Origin of the sequence: Variovorax sp. V15 (genome assembly GCF_041154425.1) — a bacterium.
In the GTDB taxonomy this organism is placed as follows: domain Bacteria; phylum Pseudomonadota; class Gammaproteobacteria; order Burkholderiales; family Burkholderiaceae_C; genus Variovorax; species Variovorax guangxiensis.
Genome location: NZ_AP028659.1, coordinates 5,061,520 through 5,078,036, shown reverse-complemented (window position 1 = coordinate 5,078,036; position 16,517 = coordinate 5,061,520). Strand labels below are relative to the sequence as shown.

The following is a 16,517-nucleotide window of genomic DNA, read 5'->3' as shown; positions in this document are numbered from 1 at the left end:
TTGGCGGTGATTATCGACCAGCCGCGTTCTTGGCCGTCGCGGCGGGCAGCGCGTCGAGCGCCTCGCGGATGCCCGCGAGGAATTCGCGCACCGCCGGCACGACCTTGTCGCGGGGCTGGTCCTCGATGAGTTGGATGATCTTCGTGCCGATCACGACCGCGTCGGCGGCCGAGCCGATGGCCTGCGCCGTGGCGGCGTCGCGGATGCCGAAGCCCACGCCCACCGGGATGCTCACGTGCTCGCGGATGCGAGGGATCATCCGGCCGACGGCCTCGGTGTCGAGGTGGCCGGCGCCGGTCACGCCCTTGAGCGACACGTAGTAGACGTAGCCGCTCGCGATGCGCGCGACCTGGGCCATGCGCTCGTCGGTGCTGGTGGGGGCCAGCAGGAAGATCAGGTCGATGCCGGCGGACTTCAGCTCGGCGGCGAAGGCCTCGCATTCCTCGGGCGGGTAGTCAACCACCAGCAGGCCATCGACCCCCGCGGCGGCCGCGTCGCGGATGAAGGCCTTCTTGCCGTGCACCAGGTCGTAGCGCTCGACCGGGTTGGCATAGCCCATCAGCACCACGGGCGTGGTCGTGTCGGTCTTGCGGAAGGCCGCGACGATGGCGAGCACCTGCTTCATGCCCACGCCCAGCGCCAGCGCGGCCTCGCCGGCCTTCTGGATCACGGGGCCGTCGGCCATCGGGTCGGAAAATGGCACGCCCAGCTCGATCACGTCGGCGCCGGCCTCGACCATGCCGTGCATCAACTCCGGCGTGATGTCGGCGAAGGGGAAGCCCGCGGTCACATACGGAATGAGGGCGCGGCGGCCGTCTTTCTTCAGGGCCTCGAAGGTGGCTGCAATGCGGCTCATCACTTGCCTCCCTTCACGCTCAGGCCGCGCATCGAGGGGCGGTCGTAGAAATCGACGCCCGACAGGTCGGCGACGGTGCCGATGTCCTTGTCGCCGCGGCCGGAGAGGTTCACCAAAATCGACTGGTCGGGGCGCATGGTCTTGGCGAGCTTCAGCGCGTGGGCCACCGCGTGGCTGGATTCGAGCGCGGGGATGATGCCCTCCGTGCGGCACAGGTAGTGGAAGGCGTCCAGCGCCTCGGTGTCGGTGACGCCCACATACTCGGCGCGGCCGATGTCGGCCAGGTACGCATGCTCGGGGCCCACGCCGGGGTAGTCGAGGCCCGCGCTGATGCTGTGGGTCTCGGTGATCTGGCCGTCCTCGTTCTGCAGCAGGTAGGTGCGGTTGCCGTGCAGCACGCCGGGACTGCCGCGCAGGATGGAGGCCGAGTGCTTGCCGCTGTCGAGCCCTTCGCCCGCAGCCTCCACGCCGATCAGGCGCGTGCCGGTGAACGGGATGTAGGGGTGGAAGATGCCCATGGCGTTGCTGCCGCCGCCCACGCAGGCGATCACCACGTTGGGCTGCTTGCCCTCCGCTTCGCCGGTGATGCCGTCGGCCGCGAGCATGGCCGGCATCTGCTCGATGCACTCGGTGCCGATCACGCTCTGGAAGTCGCGCACCATGGTCGGGTAGGGGTGCGGGCCGGCGACGGTGCCGATGATGTAGAAGGTGTTCTCCACGTTGGTGACCCAGTCGCGCATCGCCTCGTTGAGCGCGTCCTTCAGCGTCTTGCTGCCGGATTCGACGGGCACCACGGTGGCGCCGAGCAGGTTCATGCGGTAGACGTTGGGGCTCTGGCGCTTCACGTCCTGGCTGCCCATGTAGACCACGCACTCGAGGCCGTAGCGCGCGCAGATGGTGGCGGTGGCCACGCCGTGCTGGCCGGCACCGGTCTCGGCGATGACGCGGGGCTTGCCCATGCGGCGCGCAAGCATCGCCTGGCCGATCACGTTGTTGATCTTGTGGGCGCCGGTGTGGTTGAGGTCTTCGCGCTTCAGGTAGATCTGCGCGCCGCCCATTTCGCGGCTGGTGCGCGCCGCGTGGTAGATGGGAGAGGGGCGGCCGACGAAGTGCTTGAGCTCGTAGTGGAATTCCGCGAGGAAGGCCGGATCGTTCTTGAACTTCGCGTACGCGTCGCGCAGTTCGTTGATCGCGTGGGTGAGCGTTTCGCTCGCGAAGGTGCCGCCGTAGTTGCCGAAGTGGCCGGTGGCGTCGGGTTGCTGGTAGTCCTGGAATTGACTTTGCATGGTTCTCGATCGGTGGGCCGCAGCCCGACGAACGATCGGCTGCGGCGGCTAACTGGAGAAGGACGCGTCTGCAGCCCTGACTGCTGCGACGAACTGCCGGATCTTTCCGGCGTCCTTGAGGCCCTTGTTCCCGGGACCGTCGATTTCGACGCCCGAGCTCACATCAACGGACAGCGTCTTGCAGCGCGTCCGCAGGATGCGAATGCCATCGCTCACGTTTGCAGGTGTGAGCCCACCACTCAAGACGAGGTGAGCGTCGACGGCGGGTGGAAGAAGTGACCAATCGAATGCCTTGCCGCCACCGCCATAACCTTCGACATGCGCGTCGAGCAGGATGGCCTGGGCGTGGGAGTAATCGGACGCGTATTTTACGAGGTCGAAGCCGGCCCCGGCATCCCCCAGCGGAATCCGGGCGGCGCGCATGTAGCGGAAGCGCCCGCCGCCGGCGGCTTCCTCGCATTGCTGCGGCGTTTCTTCACCGTGGAATTGCGCGATCGAGCCCTTCACCTGGGCGAGTGACGCTATGACTTTGGGAGCATCCTCGTTCACGAACAGAAGCACGGGCGTGACGAACGGCGGCAGGCGCGAGGCCAGTTCGGCTGCACGCTCGGCGGTCACCGCACGGGGGCTCTTCGGATACAGCACGAAGCCGATGGCATCGGCTCCGGCTTCGATTGCCGCGTCAACGTCGGCTTCGCGGGTGAGGCCGCAGATCTTGATGCGGGTTCGGGACAGGGCAGGCGCGCTCATGGCGGGCCATCATACGGAGCGCGGCCGGCCTGCAGCGTGGCTTCGTCCGGCAGACCCCACTTGGCGTCGTACAACGGGCCCATGAAATACAGGCCGTCGGCCGAGAAGGTGGGCGCCGCCGCATCGCGGCTGCGCGCCGCGAGCACGTGTGAGATCCACTCGGGCCGCTCGTCGCCGCGGCCGACGCGCAGGAGGCTGCCCATCAGGTTGCGGATCATGTGGTGCAGGAATGCATCGGCCTCGAACTCGAAGTGCCAGCGGCAGCGTTCTCCATTGCCGATGCGCGTGATCTCGATGCGCCGCAAGTCCTTGACCGGCGAGCGTGCCTGGCAGGCGGAGGCGCGGAACGAACTGAAGTCGTGCTGGCCGATCAGCAGTGCCGCAGCCGCACGCATCGCGTCGCCATCGAGCGGATGCATCGACCAGCCGACACGGCCTGAATCGAGGCTGGGCCGCACCGGCGATTGGGAGAGCACGTAGACGTAGCGGCGCGCCAGGGCGCTGGCGCGGCAGTGGAATTCGTCCGGCACGGGGTGCGCCCACTGCACCGCGATGTCGTCAGGCAGGAAGCGGTTGGTGCCCCGCATCCAGGAGAAGGGTTCGCGCCTGGCGGTGGTGTCGAAGTGCACCACCTGCATCAGCGCGTGGACGCCCGCGTCGGTGCGTCCGGCGCACAGCGTCCTGATGGGCTGCGCGGTGAACTTCGTGAGGGCCGCCTCGAGCTTGTCCTGCACAGTGCGACCCGAGGGCTGGCTCTGCCAGCCGTCGTACGCTTGGCCGTTGTACCGGATGCCGAGCGCCAGCCTCACGAATTCAGGGGACCGAGGAAGAGCGGGCGGCGAGGCCCGATCAGCGCAGTTCCGCGAGCAGTTGACGGGCTTGCGACTTGAGGTCGCCGGCGCTTTCGGCTTCGACTTCCTCGACCAGCGAACGGGCGCCTTCGACGTCGCCGATGGCTTGCAGCTCACGGGCCAGCGACAGCTTGACCGCGTGCGGGCTGTCGTCGCCGTCGTCGTTGTGCGCGGCGGCGGCAGGAGCCGACGCGGGCTTGGCGGTCTCGGCCGGGCGCGATGCCGGCAGGCCGGCCAGCGCGCTCATGTCGAACTCGATAAAGCCCGAGTCGGCCGGCAGCGCATTGCGCAGCATCGCGGGACGGGTGTTGTCGGCGTCGCTCAGGCTCAGCGAACCGGGCAGCGTGTCGGCCGACAGTGCGCCGGGGGCGGTGTCGAAGTCGTTCTCGAGGTCGACCGGCGTCGTCGGGGCATGGCCGTTCGACAGCGGCGGCGCTGGGCGAGCCGTCGTCGGAGCGGGGGCGTAGGCCGACTTCGGCAGGCTGGCGCCGACCGGTGCGTGCTGCTGGGCAGCCGGTGCCGGAGCGGGTGCCGGCGGGGTGGTCAGGTCGAGGTCGAAGTCCAGCGGAGCGACCGAGGGCACGAAGGCGGGCGGTGCCACGGCCACCGGCGGCGAAACCACTGGAGCGGGCGCTGCCGGCTTGGCAACTGCGGCCAGGGCGCCTGCGAAGGCGGCCGTTTCGGCGGCGCTGGCGCCACCGCTGCGCGGGGAGCCCGATTCGTACAGCGGGTTGCCCGGATCGAGGTCCTTGCCCATGTCGACGACGCGGGTCCAGTCGGAGCCCTGGCCGCCTGTCAGCTTGTGCACTTCGGTGGCGAGGCTCTCGTAGGCACGAACGTCGCGGCGCTTGGCGTGGATCTCGAGCAGCTTCAGGTGGATGGCCGTGCGGTCCGGGTTCAGGCGCAGCGCTTCGCGCAGGATTTCTTCGGCCTGCAGGTCGCGGCCGTAGGCCAGGTACACGTCGGCTTCGGCAACCGGGTCCACATCGCCTGCGTCGAGCTGGCTCGGCGAGTACGACAGCGACGAGACGGTGGAGTCGCCGCGATGCTTGGTGTCCACCGATTCGCCACCGCTGGCGCCGAAGAACGAATCCTTCGGAATGCGGCTTTCGAGGAACACGCTCTCGCTCATTTCCTCGCGGCGGCGGCCCAGCACGCGGTACAGCAGGAAGCCGACCAGCAGCGCGATCAGCGCGGCGCCCGCCAGCATCAGCGGGTTGTCCATCAGCTCTTCGAGGAAGGTGGGCTCCGGCGGCGGGGGCGGCGGAGCCGGCTTCTTCACAGCGGGCTTCGGTGCGGCGGCCACCGCGGCGCTTGCGGCTGCAGCAGCAGGGGTGGCGGTGGCATCGGCTGCCACCGGCGGCGTGACGGCCGGTGCTGCTTCAGCCGGAGCGGCAACCGGAGCAGCAGGCGCTGCGGCCTGTGCCGTGGCTTCGGGCGTAGGTGCGGGGCTCGGAGCTGCCGCTGCTGCCGGGGCGGCGGCGGGCGCCGCAGCGGGTGCCGGCGCGGGAGGTGCGACCGGAGCTGCGGCGGCCGCAGCAGGTGCGGGGCTGGCGACGGGGGGCGCGACCGTGGCGCTGGTATTGGGGGCCGGAACCGGAATGCCAGGCGTCGCCGGTGCCGGTGCGGCAGCGGCCGGCGCGGCGGCGGACGACCCCGTGCCGGTGCCCGTCGCCGCCTTGAGCTTGTTCAGCTCGTTGATGTTCTTCGACAGTTCCGCGACGCGGTTGCTGCTGTCCTGTGCCTGGCGGTTCTGCGCGACCTTCTCGTCGGCGGCGCGGCTGGCAGCGTTGCCTTGCGAGATCGTGAGCTTGTCGGGCGAGCTGGCCGCCGCGTTGCGGTCTTCGACGTTCGCCTGAACCTTGCCCGCTGCCTTGCGGCTCGCGGCGGCCACGTTCGTGGTCGGTGCGTTGTCGGCCAGACGCTGACGGTAGGCGCCGAAGTCGCGGCTTTGTGCCGTGACCGTGCGGCGGGCCTCGGCCGGCGGCACGGCGGACGCCTCGGCGGCGCTCGGCAGGTCCAGCACGGCGCCTGCGCGCATGCGGTTGACGTTGCCACCGACGAAGGCGTCGGGGTTGGCCATCAGCAGCGCAACGAGCATCTGGTCGAGCGAGACGTCCGCGGGCTTGTAGGTGGCGGCGATCTTGCCGGCGGTGTCGCCGCGCTGCACCGTGACCTGCTCGCCGCCGCCGCTACGGGCTGGTGCGGCTGCGGCCGGGGCGGGAGCTGCCGCGGCGGGTGCGGTTGCGGCAGGCGCGGGAGCGGCGGACGGCGCCGTGGTCACCACGGGCGGGCGCTCGCGGCGCGCGCGCGCCGCGGGGGCTGCGCGCTCGACGGGAGTGCTGATCTGGGGAGAGATGGATGTGGCCTGCGTGCTCGCCGCAGCCTGGCGGGTGGCCGGCGGATCGAGCAGCACGGTGTAGTCGCGCACGATGCGGCCGGATGCGCCGTTGGCTTCGAGCAGCAGGTCGATGAACGGGTCGTTCAGCGGGCGGCTGCCGCTCAGGCGCACCACGTACTGGCCGCCGGCCCGGCGCTGCAGCGTCGCCTTGACGTCGCTGAGTGCCGAGTTGTACGGCACGCCGGCGTTCTTGAATGCCTCGGCCGTGGCGATGTTGATCTTCAGGCCGTCCGCCTCGTTGGCGGCGATTTCGGTGACGTCGATCTCGGCACGCAAGGGTTCGCCGAGGGCCGACTGCACCTTCAGCTGCCCCAGCGTGAAGGCGCTGGCGTCGACGCTGGCGATGCCCATGGCCACGGCTGCCGCCGCGCCAAGAATGGAAAGGCGCCAACCGTTCGACGGCAGAGGCGGGCGAACGGCCGATGGGCTGGCCGCAGGCAACAGATGTCTTGTCATGCTGATAGGGGGCGGCTCAGGCCCGGAATTTGTAAGAGGACGTTAGCATCATCACTGGGCACTGACAAGGCAATGCGCTTGTTCTACCCAGTGCGCGCATACTTACGCACACATCTTGCGTTGCTTGAAGGCAACAATTCGTGTTTCAAAAGCCTGAGCAGCCCTCATCAGGCTTCGAGCAGGATGCGCAGCATGCGGCGCAGCGGCTCCGCGGCACCCCACAGCAGCTGGTCGCCGATGGTGAAGGCGCCCACGTACTCCGGGCCCATCGCCAGCTTGCGGATGCGGCCGACCGGGATGTTCATGGTGCCCGTCACGGCCACCGGCGTCAGGTCCCTGACCGTGGCTTCGCGCGTGTTCGGCACGACCTTGGCCCATGGGTTGTCGGCGGCGATCATCGCCTCGATGTCGGCCACCGGCACGTCCTTCTTGAGCTTGAAGGTCAGGGCCTGGCTGTGGCAGCGCATGGCGCCGATGCGCACGCAGAAACCATCGACCGGCACGGCGGCGGTACCGAAGCCCGCGCCCTGGCCGAGGATCTTGTTGGTCTCGGCGCCGCCCTTCCATTCTTCCTTGGACATGCCGTCGCCCAGGTCCTTGTCGATCCAGGGGATCAGCGAGCCGCCCAGCGGCGCGCCGAAGTTGGCCGTTTCTGCGGCGCTGAGGGTCTGCTGCTTGTGCAGCACCTTGCGGTCGATCTCGAGGATGGCCGACTTCGGATCGTCCAGCAGGGCGCGCACTTCGGCGTTGAGGGTGCCGAACTGGGTCAGCAGCTCGCGCATGTGCTGCGCGCCGCCGCCAGATGCGGCCTGGTAGGTCATGCTGGTCATCCATTCGACCAGGCCGGCCTTGTAGAGGGCGCCAACGCCCATGAGCATGCAGCTCACCGTGCAGTTGCCGCCGATCCAGTTCTTGCCGCCCTTGGCGAGCGCGTTCTCGATCACCGGCAGGTTGACGGGGTCCAGCACGATGATCGCGTCGTCCTTCATGCGCAGGGTGGACGCGGCGTCGATCCAGTGGCCGTTCCAGCCGGCGGCGCGCAGCTTGGGGAACACCTCGCTGGTGTAGTCGCCGCCCTGGCAGGTGATGACGATGTCGCACTTCTTCAGTGCCTCGATGTCGTTCGCATCCTTCAGCGCGGTTTCGTTCTTGGCCATCGCCGGGGCCTTGCCGCCGGCGTTGGAGGTCGAGAAGAAGACCGGCTCGATGAGACCGAAGTCGCTTTCGGCCTGCATGCGGTCCATCAGGACCGAGCCGACCATGCCGCGCCAGCCCACGAGGCCGACCAGAGGTTGAGATGCGTTCGCCATTTCAGTTTGCCCTTATGAAAAAAAGAAAAGTTGTCTTTTTTGCGCCCGACTCGTCGAGCCGGGGAGGGGCGTGACGAAGCGGGCTGCGGTTAGCCGGTAATCGTCTTTTTGGTGATTGCTGCAACGACCGCGTCGCCCATCTCGCGGGTGCCGACGCGCTTGGTGCCTTCCGACCAGATGTCGCCCGTGCGCAGCCCGGAGGCGAGCACCTGCTTGACCGCCGACTCGATACGGTCGGCAGCTTCTGGCTGGTTGAGGGAGAAACGGAGCATCATGGCAGCGGACAGGATTGTAGCCAAAGGATTGGCAACCCCTTTGCCAGCAATGTCGGGGGCGCTGCCGTGGCTGGGCTCGTACAGGCCCTGGTTGCTCGAATTGAGCGATGCAGAGGGCAGCATGCCGATGGAGCCGGTGAGCATCGCGGCCTCGTCCGAGAGGATGTCGCCGAACATGTTGCCGGTGACCACCACGTCGAACTTCTTGGGGGCCTTCACGAGCTGCATGGCCGCGTTGTCGACCAGCATGTGGTCGAGTTCGACGTCCGGATATTCCTTCGCGATGTCGAGCATCACGTCTTTCCACAGCTGCGAGGTTTCCAGCACGTTGTTCTTGTCGACGCTGGTCACGCGCTTGCTGCGCTTGCGGGCTGCATCGAAGGCCACGCGGGCGATGCGCTCGATCTCGGGGCGCGAATAGCGCATCGTGTCGAAGGCCTCTTCGGCGCCGGGGAAGTGCCCGTCCGTAGCGGTGCGGCGGCCGCGCGGCTGGCCGAAATAGATGTCGCCCGTGAGCTCGCGGATGATGAGGATGTCCAGGCCGGCGATCAGCTCGGGCTTCAGGCTCGAGGCGCCCACCAGCTCCTCGTAGCAGATGGCCGGGCGGAAGTTGGCGAACAGGCCCAGGTTCTTGCGCAGCCCCAGGATGGCCTGCTCGGGCCGCAGCGGCCGGTCGAGCTTGTCGTACTTCCAGTCGCCCACGGCGCCGAACAGCACCGCGTCGGCTTCCTTGGCGAGCTTGAGCGTCGATTCGGGCAGCGGGTGGCCGTGCGCCTCGTAGGCCGCGCCGCCGACCAGGGCCGACTCCGTCTCGAACTTCAGGTCGAGCACGTCGAGCACCTTGACGGCTTCCGCCACGATTTCGGTGCCGATGCCGTCACCCGGGAGAACTGCGATTTTCATTTTGTCTTCTGTTGAGGGAATGAATGGGAGCGCGCGAACAGGCTCGGGCGGCTCAGCTGTTGGCGAGCATCGTATGCGCAAGCCACGGCTTCTGCGCCAGGCGCTCGGCCTCGAAGGCCTTGATCTTGTCCTTGTGGCGCAGCGTGAGGCCGATGTCGTCCAGGCCGTTGAGCAGGCAGTACTTGCGGAAGGCCTGCACGTCGAATGCGAACTCCTGGCCGTCGGGCTTCACCACCACCTGGCGTTCCAGGTCGATGGTCAGCGTGTAGCCCGGGAAGGCGAAGGTCTCGTCGAAAAGCTGCGCCACTTGCGCTTCCGGCAGCACGATCGGCAGCAGGCCGTTCTTGAAGCTGTTGTTGAAGAAGATGTCGGCATAGCTCGGCGCGATGATCGCGCGGAAGCCGTACTGGTCGAGCGCCCATGGCGCGTGCTCGCGCGACGAGCCGCAGCCGAAGTTCTGGCGTGCCAGCAGGATCGACGCGCCGGCGTAGCGCGGCTGGTTCAGCACGAAGTCGGGGTTCGGCTTGCGGCTGGCCGGGTCCTGGCCGGGCAGGCCCGGGTCGAGGTAGCGCCACTCGTCGAACAGGTTCACGCCGAAGCCGGTCTTCTTGATCGACTTGAGGAACTGCTTGGGGATGATCGCGTCGGTGTCGACGTTCTCGCGGTCCATCGGGGCCACGAGGCCCTTGTGCACGGTGAATTGCTTCATGGGAGTCTCTTTTCTTCCTTCTTGCAGCCCGCTCAGGCGAACGTGCGGACGTCGACGAAATGGCCGTGCACCGCGGCGGCCGCGGCCATGGCCGGGCTCACGAGGTGGGTGCGCCCGCCCGCGCCCTGGCGGCCTTCGAAGTTGCGGTTGCTGGTGGAGGCGCAGCGCTCGCCGGGCTCCAGGCGATCGGCGTTCATGGCCAGGCACATCGAGCAGCCGGGCTCGCGCCATTCGAAGCCCGCGGCCTTGAAGATCTGGTCGAGCCCTTCGCGCTCGGCCTGTTCCTTCACCACGCCCGAGCCGGGCACGACCATCGCGAGCTTCACGTTCTTCGCGACCTTCTGGCCCAGCTTCTTCACCACGGCGGCGGCTTCGCGCATGTCCTCGATGCGGCTGTTGGTGCACGAGCCGATGAACACCTTGTCGATGAAGATGTCGTTCATGGCCTTGTTGGGCTCCAGGCCCATGTAGACCAGCGCGCGCTCGATGGCGCCGCGCTTGTTGGCGTCTTTCTCCTTGTCGGGATCGGGCACGCGGCCGTTGATCTCGACCACCATCTCGGGCGAGGTGCCCCAGGTCACCTGCGGCTGGATCTGCGCGGCGTCGAGCTCGACCACGGCGTCGAACTTCGCGCCCGGGTCGGACTGCAGCGTGCGCCAGTAGGTCACGGCCTGGTCCCATTCGACGCCGGTGGGCGCGAGCGGACGGCCCTTGATGTAGTTGATGGTCTTCTCGTCGACCGCCACCAGGCCGGCGCGCGCACCGGCCTCGATGGCCATGTTGCACACCGTCATGCGGCCTTCCATGCTCAGGTCGCGAATGGCCGAGCCCGCGAACTCGATGGTGTAGCCCGTGCCGCCGGCGGTGCCGATCCTGCCGATGATGGCCAGCACGATGTCCTTGGCCGTGCAGCCCAGCGGCAGCTTGCCCTCGACCTTCACGAGCATGTTCCTGGCCTTCTTGCCCAGCAGCGTCTGCGTGGCCATCACGTGCTCGACCTCGCTCGTGCCGATGCCGTGCGCCAGCGCGCCGAACGCGCCGTGCGTGGAGGTGTGCGAGTCGCCGCACACGACGGTCATGCCCGGCAGCGTCGCGCCCGACTCGGGGCCGATCACGTGCACGATGCCCTGGCGCTTGCTCAGGAAGGGGAAGAACGCGGCCGCGCCGAACTCGGCGATGTTGTGGTCCAGCGTGGTGACCTGTTCCTTGCTGGTCGGGTCGGCAATGCCTTCGTAGCCGCGCTCCCAGCCGGTGGTGGGCGTGTTGTGGTCGGCGGTGGCCACCACCGAGCTGATGCGCCACAGCTTGCGGCCGGCCTCGCGCAGGCCTTCGAATGCCTGCGGGCTGGTCACTTCATGGACCAGGTGGCGGTCGATGTAGAGGATCGCGGTGCCGTCTTCCTCGGTGTGGACGACGTGTTCGTCCCAGATCTTGTCGTAGAGCGTGCGTGCCATGTCGGTCTCTTCTGTCTTTCGTGGGGAAATGGAATTGTCTGCCGTTGCGGCCTAGGCCGCGAGCTGTTCGCCGCCGTCCGCGGCCGCGTGCAGGTGGTTGACCAGCGAGCGCGCCGCCACGGGCAGGGTGGAGAAATCTCGTGCCACCAGCCTGATCTCGCGCGCGGCCCAGGCGTCGTTGAGCGCGACGCTCGCGAGGCCGTGGCCGATGCCGTTGCGCATGAGCTCGAAGGCGCGCTGCGGCATCACGCCGATGCCCAGGCCGTTCTCGATCATGCGGCACATGGCGTCGAGACCTGTCACGTGGATGCGCAGCTTGATGCTGCGGCCGGCGTCCAGCGCCGCCTCGTGCATCGCGACGTAGATGGAACTGTTGGTGTGCAGGCCGACGTGGTCGAAGTCGAGCGAGTCGACAAAGTCGATGCTGCCCCGCGCCGCCAGCGCGTGGCCCGTGGGCACGATCAGCGCGAGCCGGTCGTGCCGGTAGGAGAGGCTCTGCAGCTCCCCCGCGCCGCCGGCCACGTGGCACACGCCGAGGTCGGCCGCGCCTTCCTGCACCGCGCGGATCACCTCGCTGCTGAGGTGCTCCTCGAGGTCGATCTTGATAGCCTCGTGAGCGCGCGTGAACACGCCCAGGTCTTCGGGCAGGAACTGCACGATCGCCGAGATGTTGGCGTGCACCCGCACGTGGCCGCGCACCCCGTCGGCGTATTCGCTGAGCTCGCCCTGCATCTTCTCGAGGCTGTAGAGCACCGAGCGCGCGTGGTGCAGCAGGCTTTCGCCGGCGGGCGTGAGGTCGACGCCTCGCGCATGGCGGTAGAGCAGGGTGGTGCCGAGCGTGGCCTCGAGGTCCGACAGCCGCTTGCTGATGGCCGAGGCCGCGATGAATTCGCGCTCCGCCGCGCGCCCGATGCTGCCGAGTTCGCATACGGCCACGAACAGCTGCAGCGACGTGAGGTCGATGCGGCGGGCGAAGTTGCGTTCGGAGGTGCTCATGGGGCTGCGGACATCGCGTTTTGCGATGAGAGGGCTATTTTCTCCCTGTTTCCAAGTGCCAGCCGTCGTGATGTGAGATGGCCTCGGTGCCGGGCGACGACGGGCAACCCGCCTGGCCGGGCATGGACGCCTCGGGGCTTGCCGTGTCAGTAATTCGGCTATCACCTGTTCCAGTGATTTTTGCGGTCGACGAAAACGATACCCTCGCTTGCTTTGGATTGTTTGGTTACATTTCGACCTTTTTGGTTGCAATTCATAACGGAGGAGGGGCATGAACACGATCTACCGCAGCGTATGGAACGCTGCACTGGGCACCTGGGTGGCTGTTTCGGAGGTGTCGCGCCGACGCGGTCGGCGCGCTTCATCGGTTACTTCAGTCGTGGGCCTGATGGCCCTGGCCAGCTTGCCGGCAGTCTCCTGGGCCCAGGCCAGCGGCGGGACTGCATACATCGCGATCGGCGGCACCGGCGGTCGCGGCGGCGCGGGCAACGGCAGCGGCGGAGTCGGTGGAAGCGTCGGCGAGTTCCCGGGCCTCGATGGAATTCCTCCGTCGGGTGGCAATGGAGGAAACGGCCGCAACGGTGCCAGCGGGCCCGGCGGAACAGGCGGCGCGGTAGGGGCAACCAGCGTGACCGGCTCGGTCACCGGGGGCTCGGGAACCAGTGGCGCTCCCGATCCGGATCCGGTCTACGGCGCGGGCGCCGGCGGTGGTGGCGGTGCCGCCGTGTACACGGCCGACACTGGCATCAACGTGGGAGGAGCCGTCATCCTGCAGGGCGGCAATGGCGGCGCCGGCGGCGTCGCGCGCCTGGCCGGCGGCGGTGGCGGTGGCGGCGCGGGCCTGCAGTCCGTGGCGGCCGGCGTCTCCCTGAACAATGCGGGCCAGACGATCGGCGGCAACGGCGGCGCAGGCGCCATCGGCCAGTGGGCCGGCGGTGGCGGCGGCGGTGGCGACGGTATCGTGGTGCAAGGCAATGGCGCGACGGTCACCAACACCGGCACGGCCATCGGCGGTAACGGCGGGATTGGCGGCGCGGCCACCATCGGCAGCATGGTGGGTGGCGGCGGCGAAGGCGGTGCCGGCCTGGCGCTGGAGTCCAGCGGCAACTCTGTGCTCAATACCGGGACACTGGCGGGAGGCGCGGGCGGCGCCGGCGGAAACAGCTTCGCCGACGGCGTCGGAGGCGCGGGCCTGCGCATCCGCGGCAATGTGAACAGCATCGTCAACACGGGGACGCTGATGGCCGGTAGGAGCGGCGACGGCACCACGCCCGGCGATGCGGTGCGGATCGCCGGCAACGACAACCAGCTCGAACTGCGCGCCGGCTCCTCGATCACCGGCCTGCTCAGGGTGACATCCGGCACCGGCAACGTGCTGAGGCTGGCCGGCGACACGACCGACGGCACCACTGCGCTCAACTCGGCCAGCTATAGCGGCTTCGCGCGCTACGAGAAGACCGGCGCCAGCACCTGGGCGCTGACCGGCATCAATACCGGCCTGACGCCATGGTTCGTGACCGGCGGGGCGCTCTCCATCGCCGACGACGGCGCGCTCGGCAACTCGAGCGGTGCGCTCACGCTCGACGGCGGCACGCTGAACGTCACCGGCGACACCACGGCCACCCGCGCTGTTTCGATCGGCGCGGGCGGCGGCACCTTCGACGTGGACCTGGTGCGCACGCTGACGCTGAATGGCGAAGTCTCCGGCGGTGGAGCGCTGCAGAAGACCGGCCGTGGCACGCTGGTGCTGGGCTCCGCCAACTCCTATACGGGCGGTACCACGGTGGCTGCCGGCAGCCTGGAGGCACTGGCGACCGGCGCGCTCGGCGCCGGGCCGGTGTCCGTGGCCGGCAACGCCTCACTGGTCTTCGGCAGCAAGGCTGATGCGGGCGGCCTGACCATCACCGCCGCCGCGCGCGGCCCCCTGCCGACGGACAACGCAGGCTTCGTGCAGTTCCGCGACAGCAGTTCCGCCGGCACCGCCCATCTCATCATGAACACGGGTGCATCGGCCGAGTTCAGGGACAACGCCTCCGCCGGCAGCGCCGTCATCGAGAACCATGGCGGCCTGACCAACATCCGGGGCAACGCGACGGCCGGAAATGCGCGCGTCACCAACTTCTCGGGCGGCCAGATCAACCTGCTGGACGACGCCAGTGCGGGCCAGGCGACCTTCGTCAACGAAAGCGGCGGCCTGATCGATATCTTCGACCGCGCGACCGCCGATCAGGCCACGGTGGTCAACAACGCGGGCGGGCGCCTGCTCATCCGCTCGCTGACCACGGCGGGAATCTCCGTCGGCTCGCTGTCCGGCGCGGGCGATGTGAACCTCGGCGCCAAGGCGCTGACCACGGGCGGGCTGAACGGCAGCACCGAAGTCTCGGGCGTGATCTCAGGCACCGGCGGCTCGCTGGTGAAGGTGGGCACGGGCACGCTCACGCTCTCGGGCGCGAACACCTACACCGGCGGCACCGCGTTGCGGCAGGGGCGCCTGAACCTCGGCAACAGCCAGGCGCTGGGCACCGGCACGCTGTCGATGGACGACGACACGACGCTCGGCTTCAGCGCCGACGGGCTGACGATCGCCAACGCGATCCAGCTCACCGGCAGCACCGATCCGGTCATCGACACCGGCGCCTTCAACGCGACCCTGAGCGGCGCGATCAGCGGCGGCGGCTTCATCACGAAGGAGGGCTCGGGCACGCTGACGCTGTCCGGCGCCAACAACTACACCGGTGCCACCAACGTCGCGCAGGGCACGCTCAGGGCGGGCGCCGCCAATACCTTCAGCGCGGCCTCCGCCCACAGCGTGGCCTCGGGCGCCACGCTGGACCTTGCGGGCTTCAGCCAGACAGTGGCCTCGCTGGCCAACAGCGGCACCGTCTCGCTCGCGGGCGCGGCCGCCGGCACCACGCTCACCGTGACGGGCGCGTACGTCGGCAACAACGGCGTGCTCAGGCTCGGCACCGTGCTCAACGGCACGGGGCCGTCCGACCGGCTGGTGCTCGACGGCGCCGCCGCCTCCGCCAGCGGCAGGACGACGTTGCAGGTCAGCAACCTCGGCGGCCTGGGCGCGCTCACCAGCGGCAACGGCATCGAGGTGGTCACCGCGAAGAACGGCGCCACCACCACGGCCCAGACCACCAAGGACGCCTTCAGCCTCGCCAGCGGCCATGTGGATGCCGGTGCCTACGAGTACCGTCTCTATGCGGCTGACGCCAACGGCGCGGGCGAGAACTGGTATTTGCGTTCGAGCACCAATGTTTCTCCCGGCGTGCCGGCACCGGTCATCACCTACCGCGCCGAGGCTTCCCTCTATTCCGCGCTCCCCGGCCAACTGCGCCAGGGCAACCTCGCGATGCTCGGCGACCTGCGCAAGCGCGTGGGCGACGACGACGTCAAGGGCGGCGCAACCACCCCGACCGGCTCCGATCGCCGCGCCTGGGCGCGCGTGCTCTCCACCGACATCGACATCCAGCAGGGCGGTGCGGTATCGCCATCGAGCAAGGGCCGCCTCACCGGCTTCCAGGCCGGCACCGACCTGCTGGCCACACCGAACTGGCGCGCGGGCCTCTACGTCGGCCAGCTCGACGGCGACGCCAGCGTGAGAGGCTTCGCCAGCGGCATCCAGAACCTGGGCGTGGGCCGCAACGACCTGCGCAGCCAGTACCTGGGCGTGTATGGCACCTACACCAGCGACAGCGGCTTCTACGCCGACGCGGTGGTGCAGTCGGGCCGACACCGCTACACCGTCGAGCCGCTGGCGAGCCAGGGCATGAGCGGCAAGGGCAACAGCCTGCTGGGCTCCATCGAGGTGGGTCAGTCCTTCGCACTGGGCGGCAGCGGCTGGCGCATCGAGCCGCAGCTGCAGCTGATCCACCAGCACATGGACCTGGGCAACTCCGCCATCGTCGGCGCCGTCGTCCAGCCGCAGGCCGACAGCGGCTGGATCGCGCGTGCTGGCGTGCGGGTGAAGGGCGAGATCGCCACCGGCGTCGGCACACTGCAGCCGTACGGCCGCTTCAACGTCTACCGGACGTCGAGCGGCGCGGACATCGCCCGCTTCGTGAACGGCGCGACCACCACCGACATCGCAGCCCCGACCGGCGGCACGAGCACCGAACTCGCGGGCGGCTTCACGCTGGCCCTCGGCGAGTCGACGAGCCTGTACGGCGAAATCGGCAAGCTCTGGGCGAGCGGTGGCAACGCCAGGGTGAAGAGTTCGATCAACGGCTCGGTGGGCGTGCGCGTGAAGTGGTGACCGGCTGCG

Annotated in this window: 11 protein-coding genes; 1 reads left to right on the top strand and 10 read right to left on the bottom strand. The window is 68.8% G+C overall.

Features of this window, described 5'->3' with window-relative positions; genetic code table 11:
* Positions 1-10: 10 nt before the first annotated feature.
* The 10 genes from trpA to ACAM57_RS24190 all read right to left on the bottom strand — a co-directional run bounded on the left by trpA (position 11) and on the right by ACAM57_RS24190 (position 12,247).
* Positions 11-856 (bottom strand): tryptophan synthase subunit alpha, encoded by an 846-nt coding sequence (gene trpA / locus ACAM57_RS24235; RefSeq protein ID WP_126022665.1) that lies wholly within the window; start codon positions 854-856, stop codon positions 11-13.
* The gene (trpB, locus tag ACAM57_RS24230) at positions 856-2,142 is read right to left on the bottom strand and encodes a tryptophan synthase subunit beta (protein ID WP_369659246.1); all 1,287 of its coding nucleotides are present in this window, start codon (positions 2,140-2,142) and stop codon (positions 856-858) included. Before trpB ends, trpA begins: the two co-directional genes overlap by 1 nt.
* 48 nt (positions 2,143-2,190) lie before the next feature.
* Positions 2,191-2,892: a phosphoribosylanthranilate isomerase gene (locus ACAM57_RS24225; RefSeq protein ID WP_369659245.1), complete on the bottom strand. Its 702-nt coding sequence runs from the start codon at positions 2,890-2,892 to the stop codon at positions 2,191-2,193.
* Positions 2,889-3,701, bottom strand: a complete 813-nt coding sequence (gene truA / locus ACAM57_RS24220; protein ID WP_369659244.1) for a tRNA pseudouridine(38-40) synthase TruA — start codon at positions 3,699-3,701, stop codon at positions 2,889-2,891. The genes ACAM57_RS24225 and truA overlap by 4 nt, the downstream gene beginning before the upstream one ends.
* 40 nt (positions 3,702-3,741) lie before the next feature.
* Positions 3,742-6,600, bottom strand: coding sequence for a FimV/HubP family polar landmark protein (locus ACAM57_RS24215; protein WP_369659243.1), 2,859 nt, complete (start codon positions 6,598-6,600; stop codon positions 3,742-3,744).
* A 167-nt stretch (positions 6,601-6,767) separates the two neighbouring features.
* Positions 6,768-7,910 (bottom strand): aspartate-semialdehyde dehydrogenase, encoded by a 1,143-nt coding sequence (asd, locus tag ACAM57_RS24210; protein ID WP_369659242.1) that lies wholly within the window; start codon positions 7,908-7,910, stop codon positions 6,768-6,770.
* Positions 7,911-7,999: 89 nt separating this feature from the next.
* Positions 8,000-9,088, bottom strand: a complete 1,089-nt coding sequence (leuB, locus tag ACAM57_RS24205; RefSeq protein ID WP_126022671.1) for a 3-isopropylmalate dehydrogenase — start codon at positions 9,086-9,088, stop codon at positions 8,000-8,002.
* A 52-nt stretch (positions 9,089-9,140) separates the two neighbouring features.
* The gene (leuD, locus tag ACAM57_RS24200; RefSeq protein ID WP_184635540.1) at positions 9,141-9,797 is read right to left on the bottom strand and encodes a 3-isopropylmalate dehydratase small subunit; all 657 of its coding nucleotides are present in this window, start codon (positions 9,795-9,797) and stop codon (positions 9,141-9,143) included.
* 32 nt (positions 9,798-9,829) lie between these two features.
* Entirely contained in the window at positions 9,830-11,251 is a 1,422-nt protein-coding gene (gene leuC / locus ACAM57_RS24195; RefSeq protein ID WP_369659241.1) for a 3-isopropylmalate dehydratase large subunit, read from the bottom strand.
* Between the two features lie 51 nt (positions 11,252-11,302).
* Positions 11,303-12,247 (bottom strand): LysR substrate-binding domain-containing protein, encoded by a 945-nt coding sequence (locus ACAM57_RS24190; protein ID WP_369659240.1) that lies wholly within the window; start codon positions 12,245-12,247, stop codon positions 11,303-11,305.
* A gap of 271 nt (positions 12,248-12,518) precedes the next feature.
* Here ACAM57_RS24190 and ACAM57_RS24185 point away from each other — a divergent pair, with 271 nt between their 5' ends.
* The gene (locus ACAM57_RS24185; RefSeq protein WP_369659239.1) at positions 12,519-16,508 is read left to right on the top strand and encodes an autotransporter outer membrane beta-barrel domain-containing protein; all 3,990 of its coding nucleotides are present in this window, start codon (positions 12,519-12,521) and stop codon (positions 16,506-16,508) included.
* The last annotated feature ends 9 nt before the right edge of the window (positions 16,509-16,517 follow it).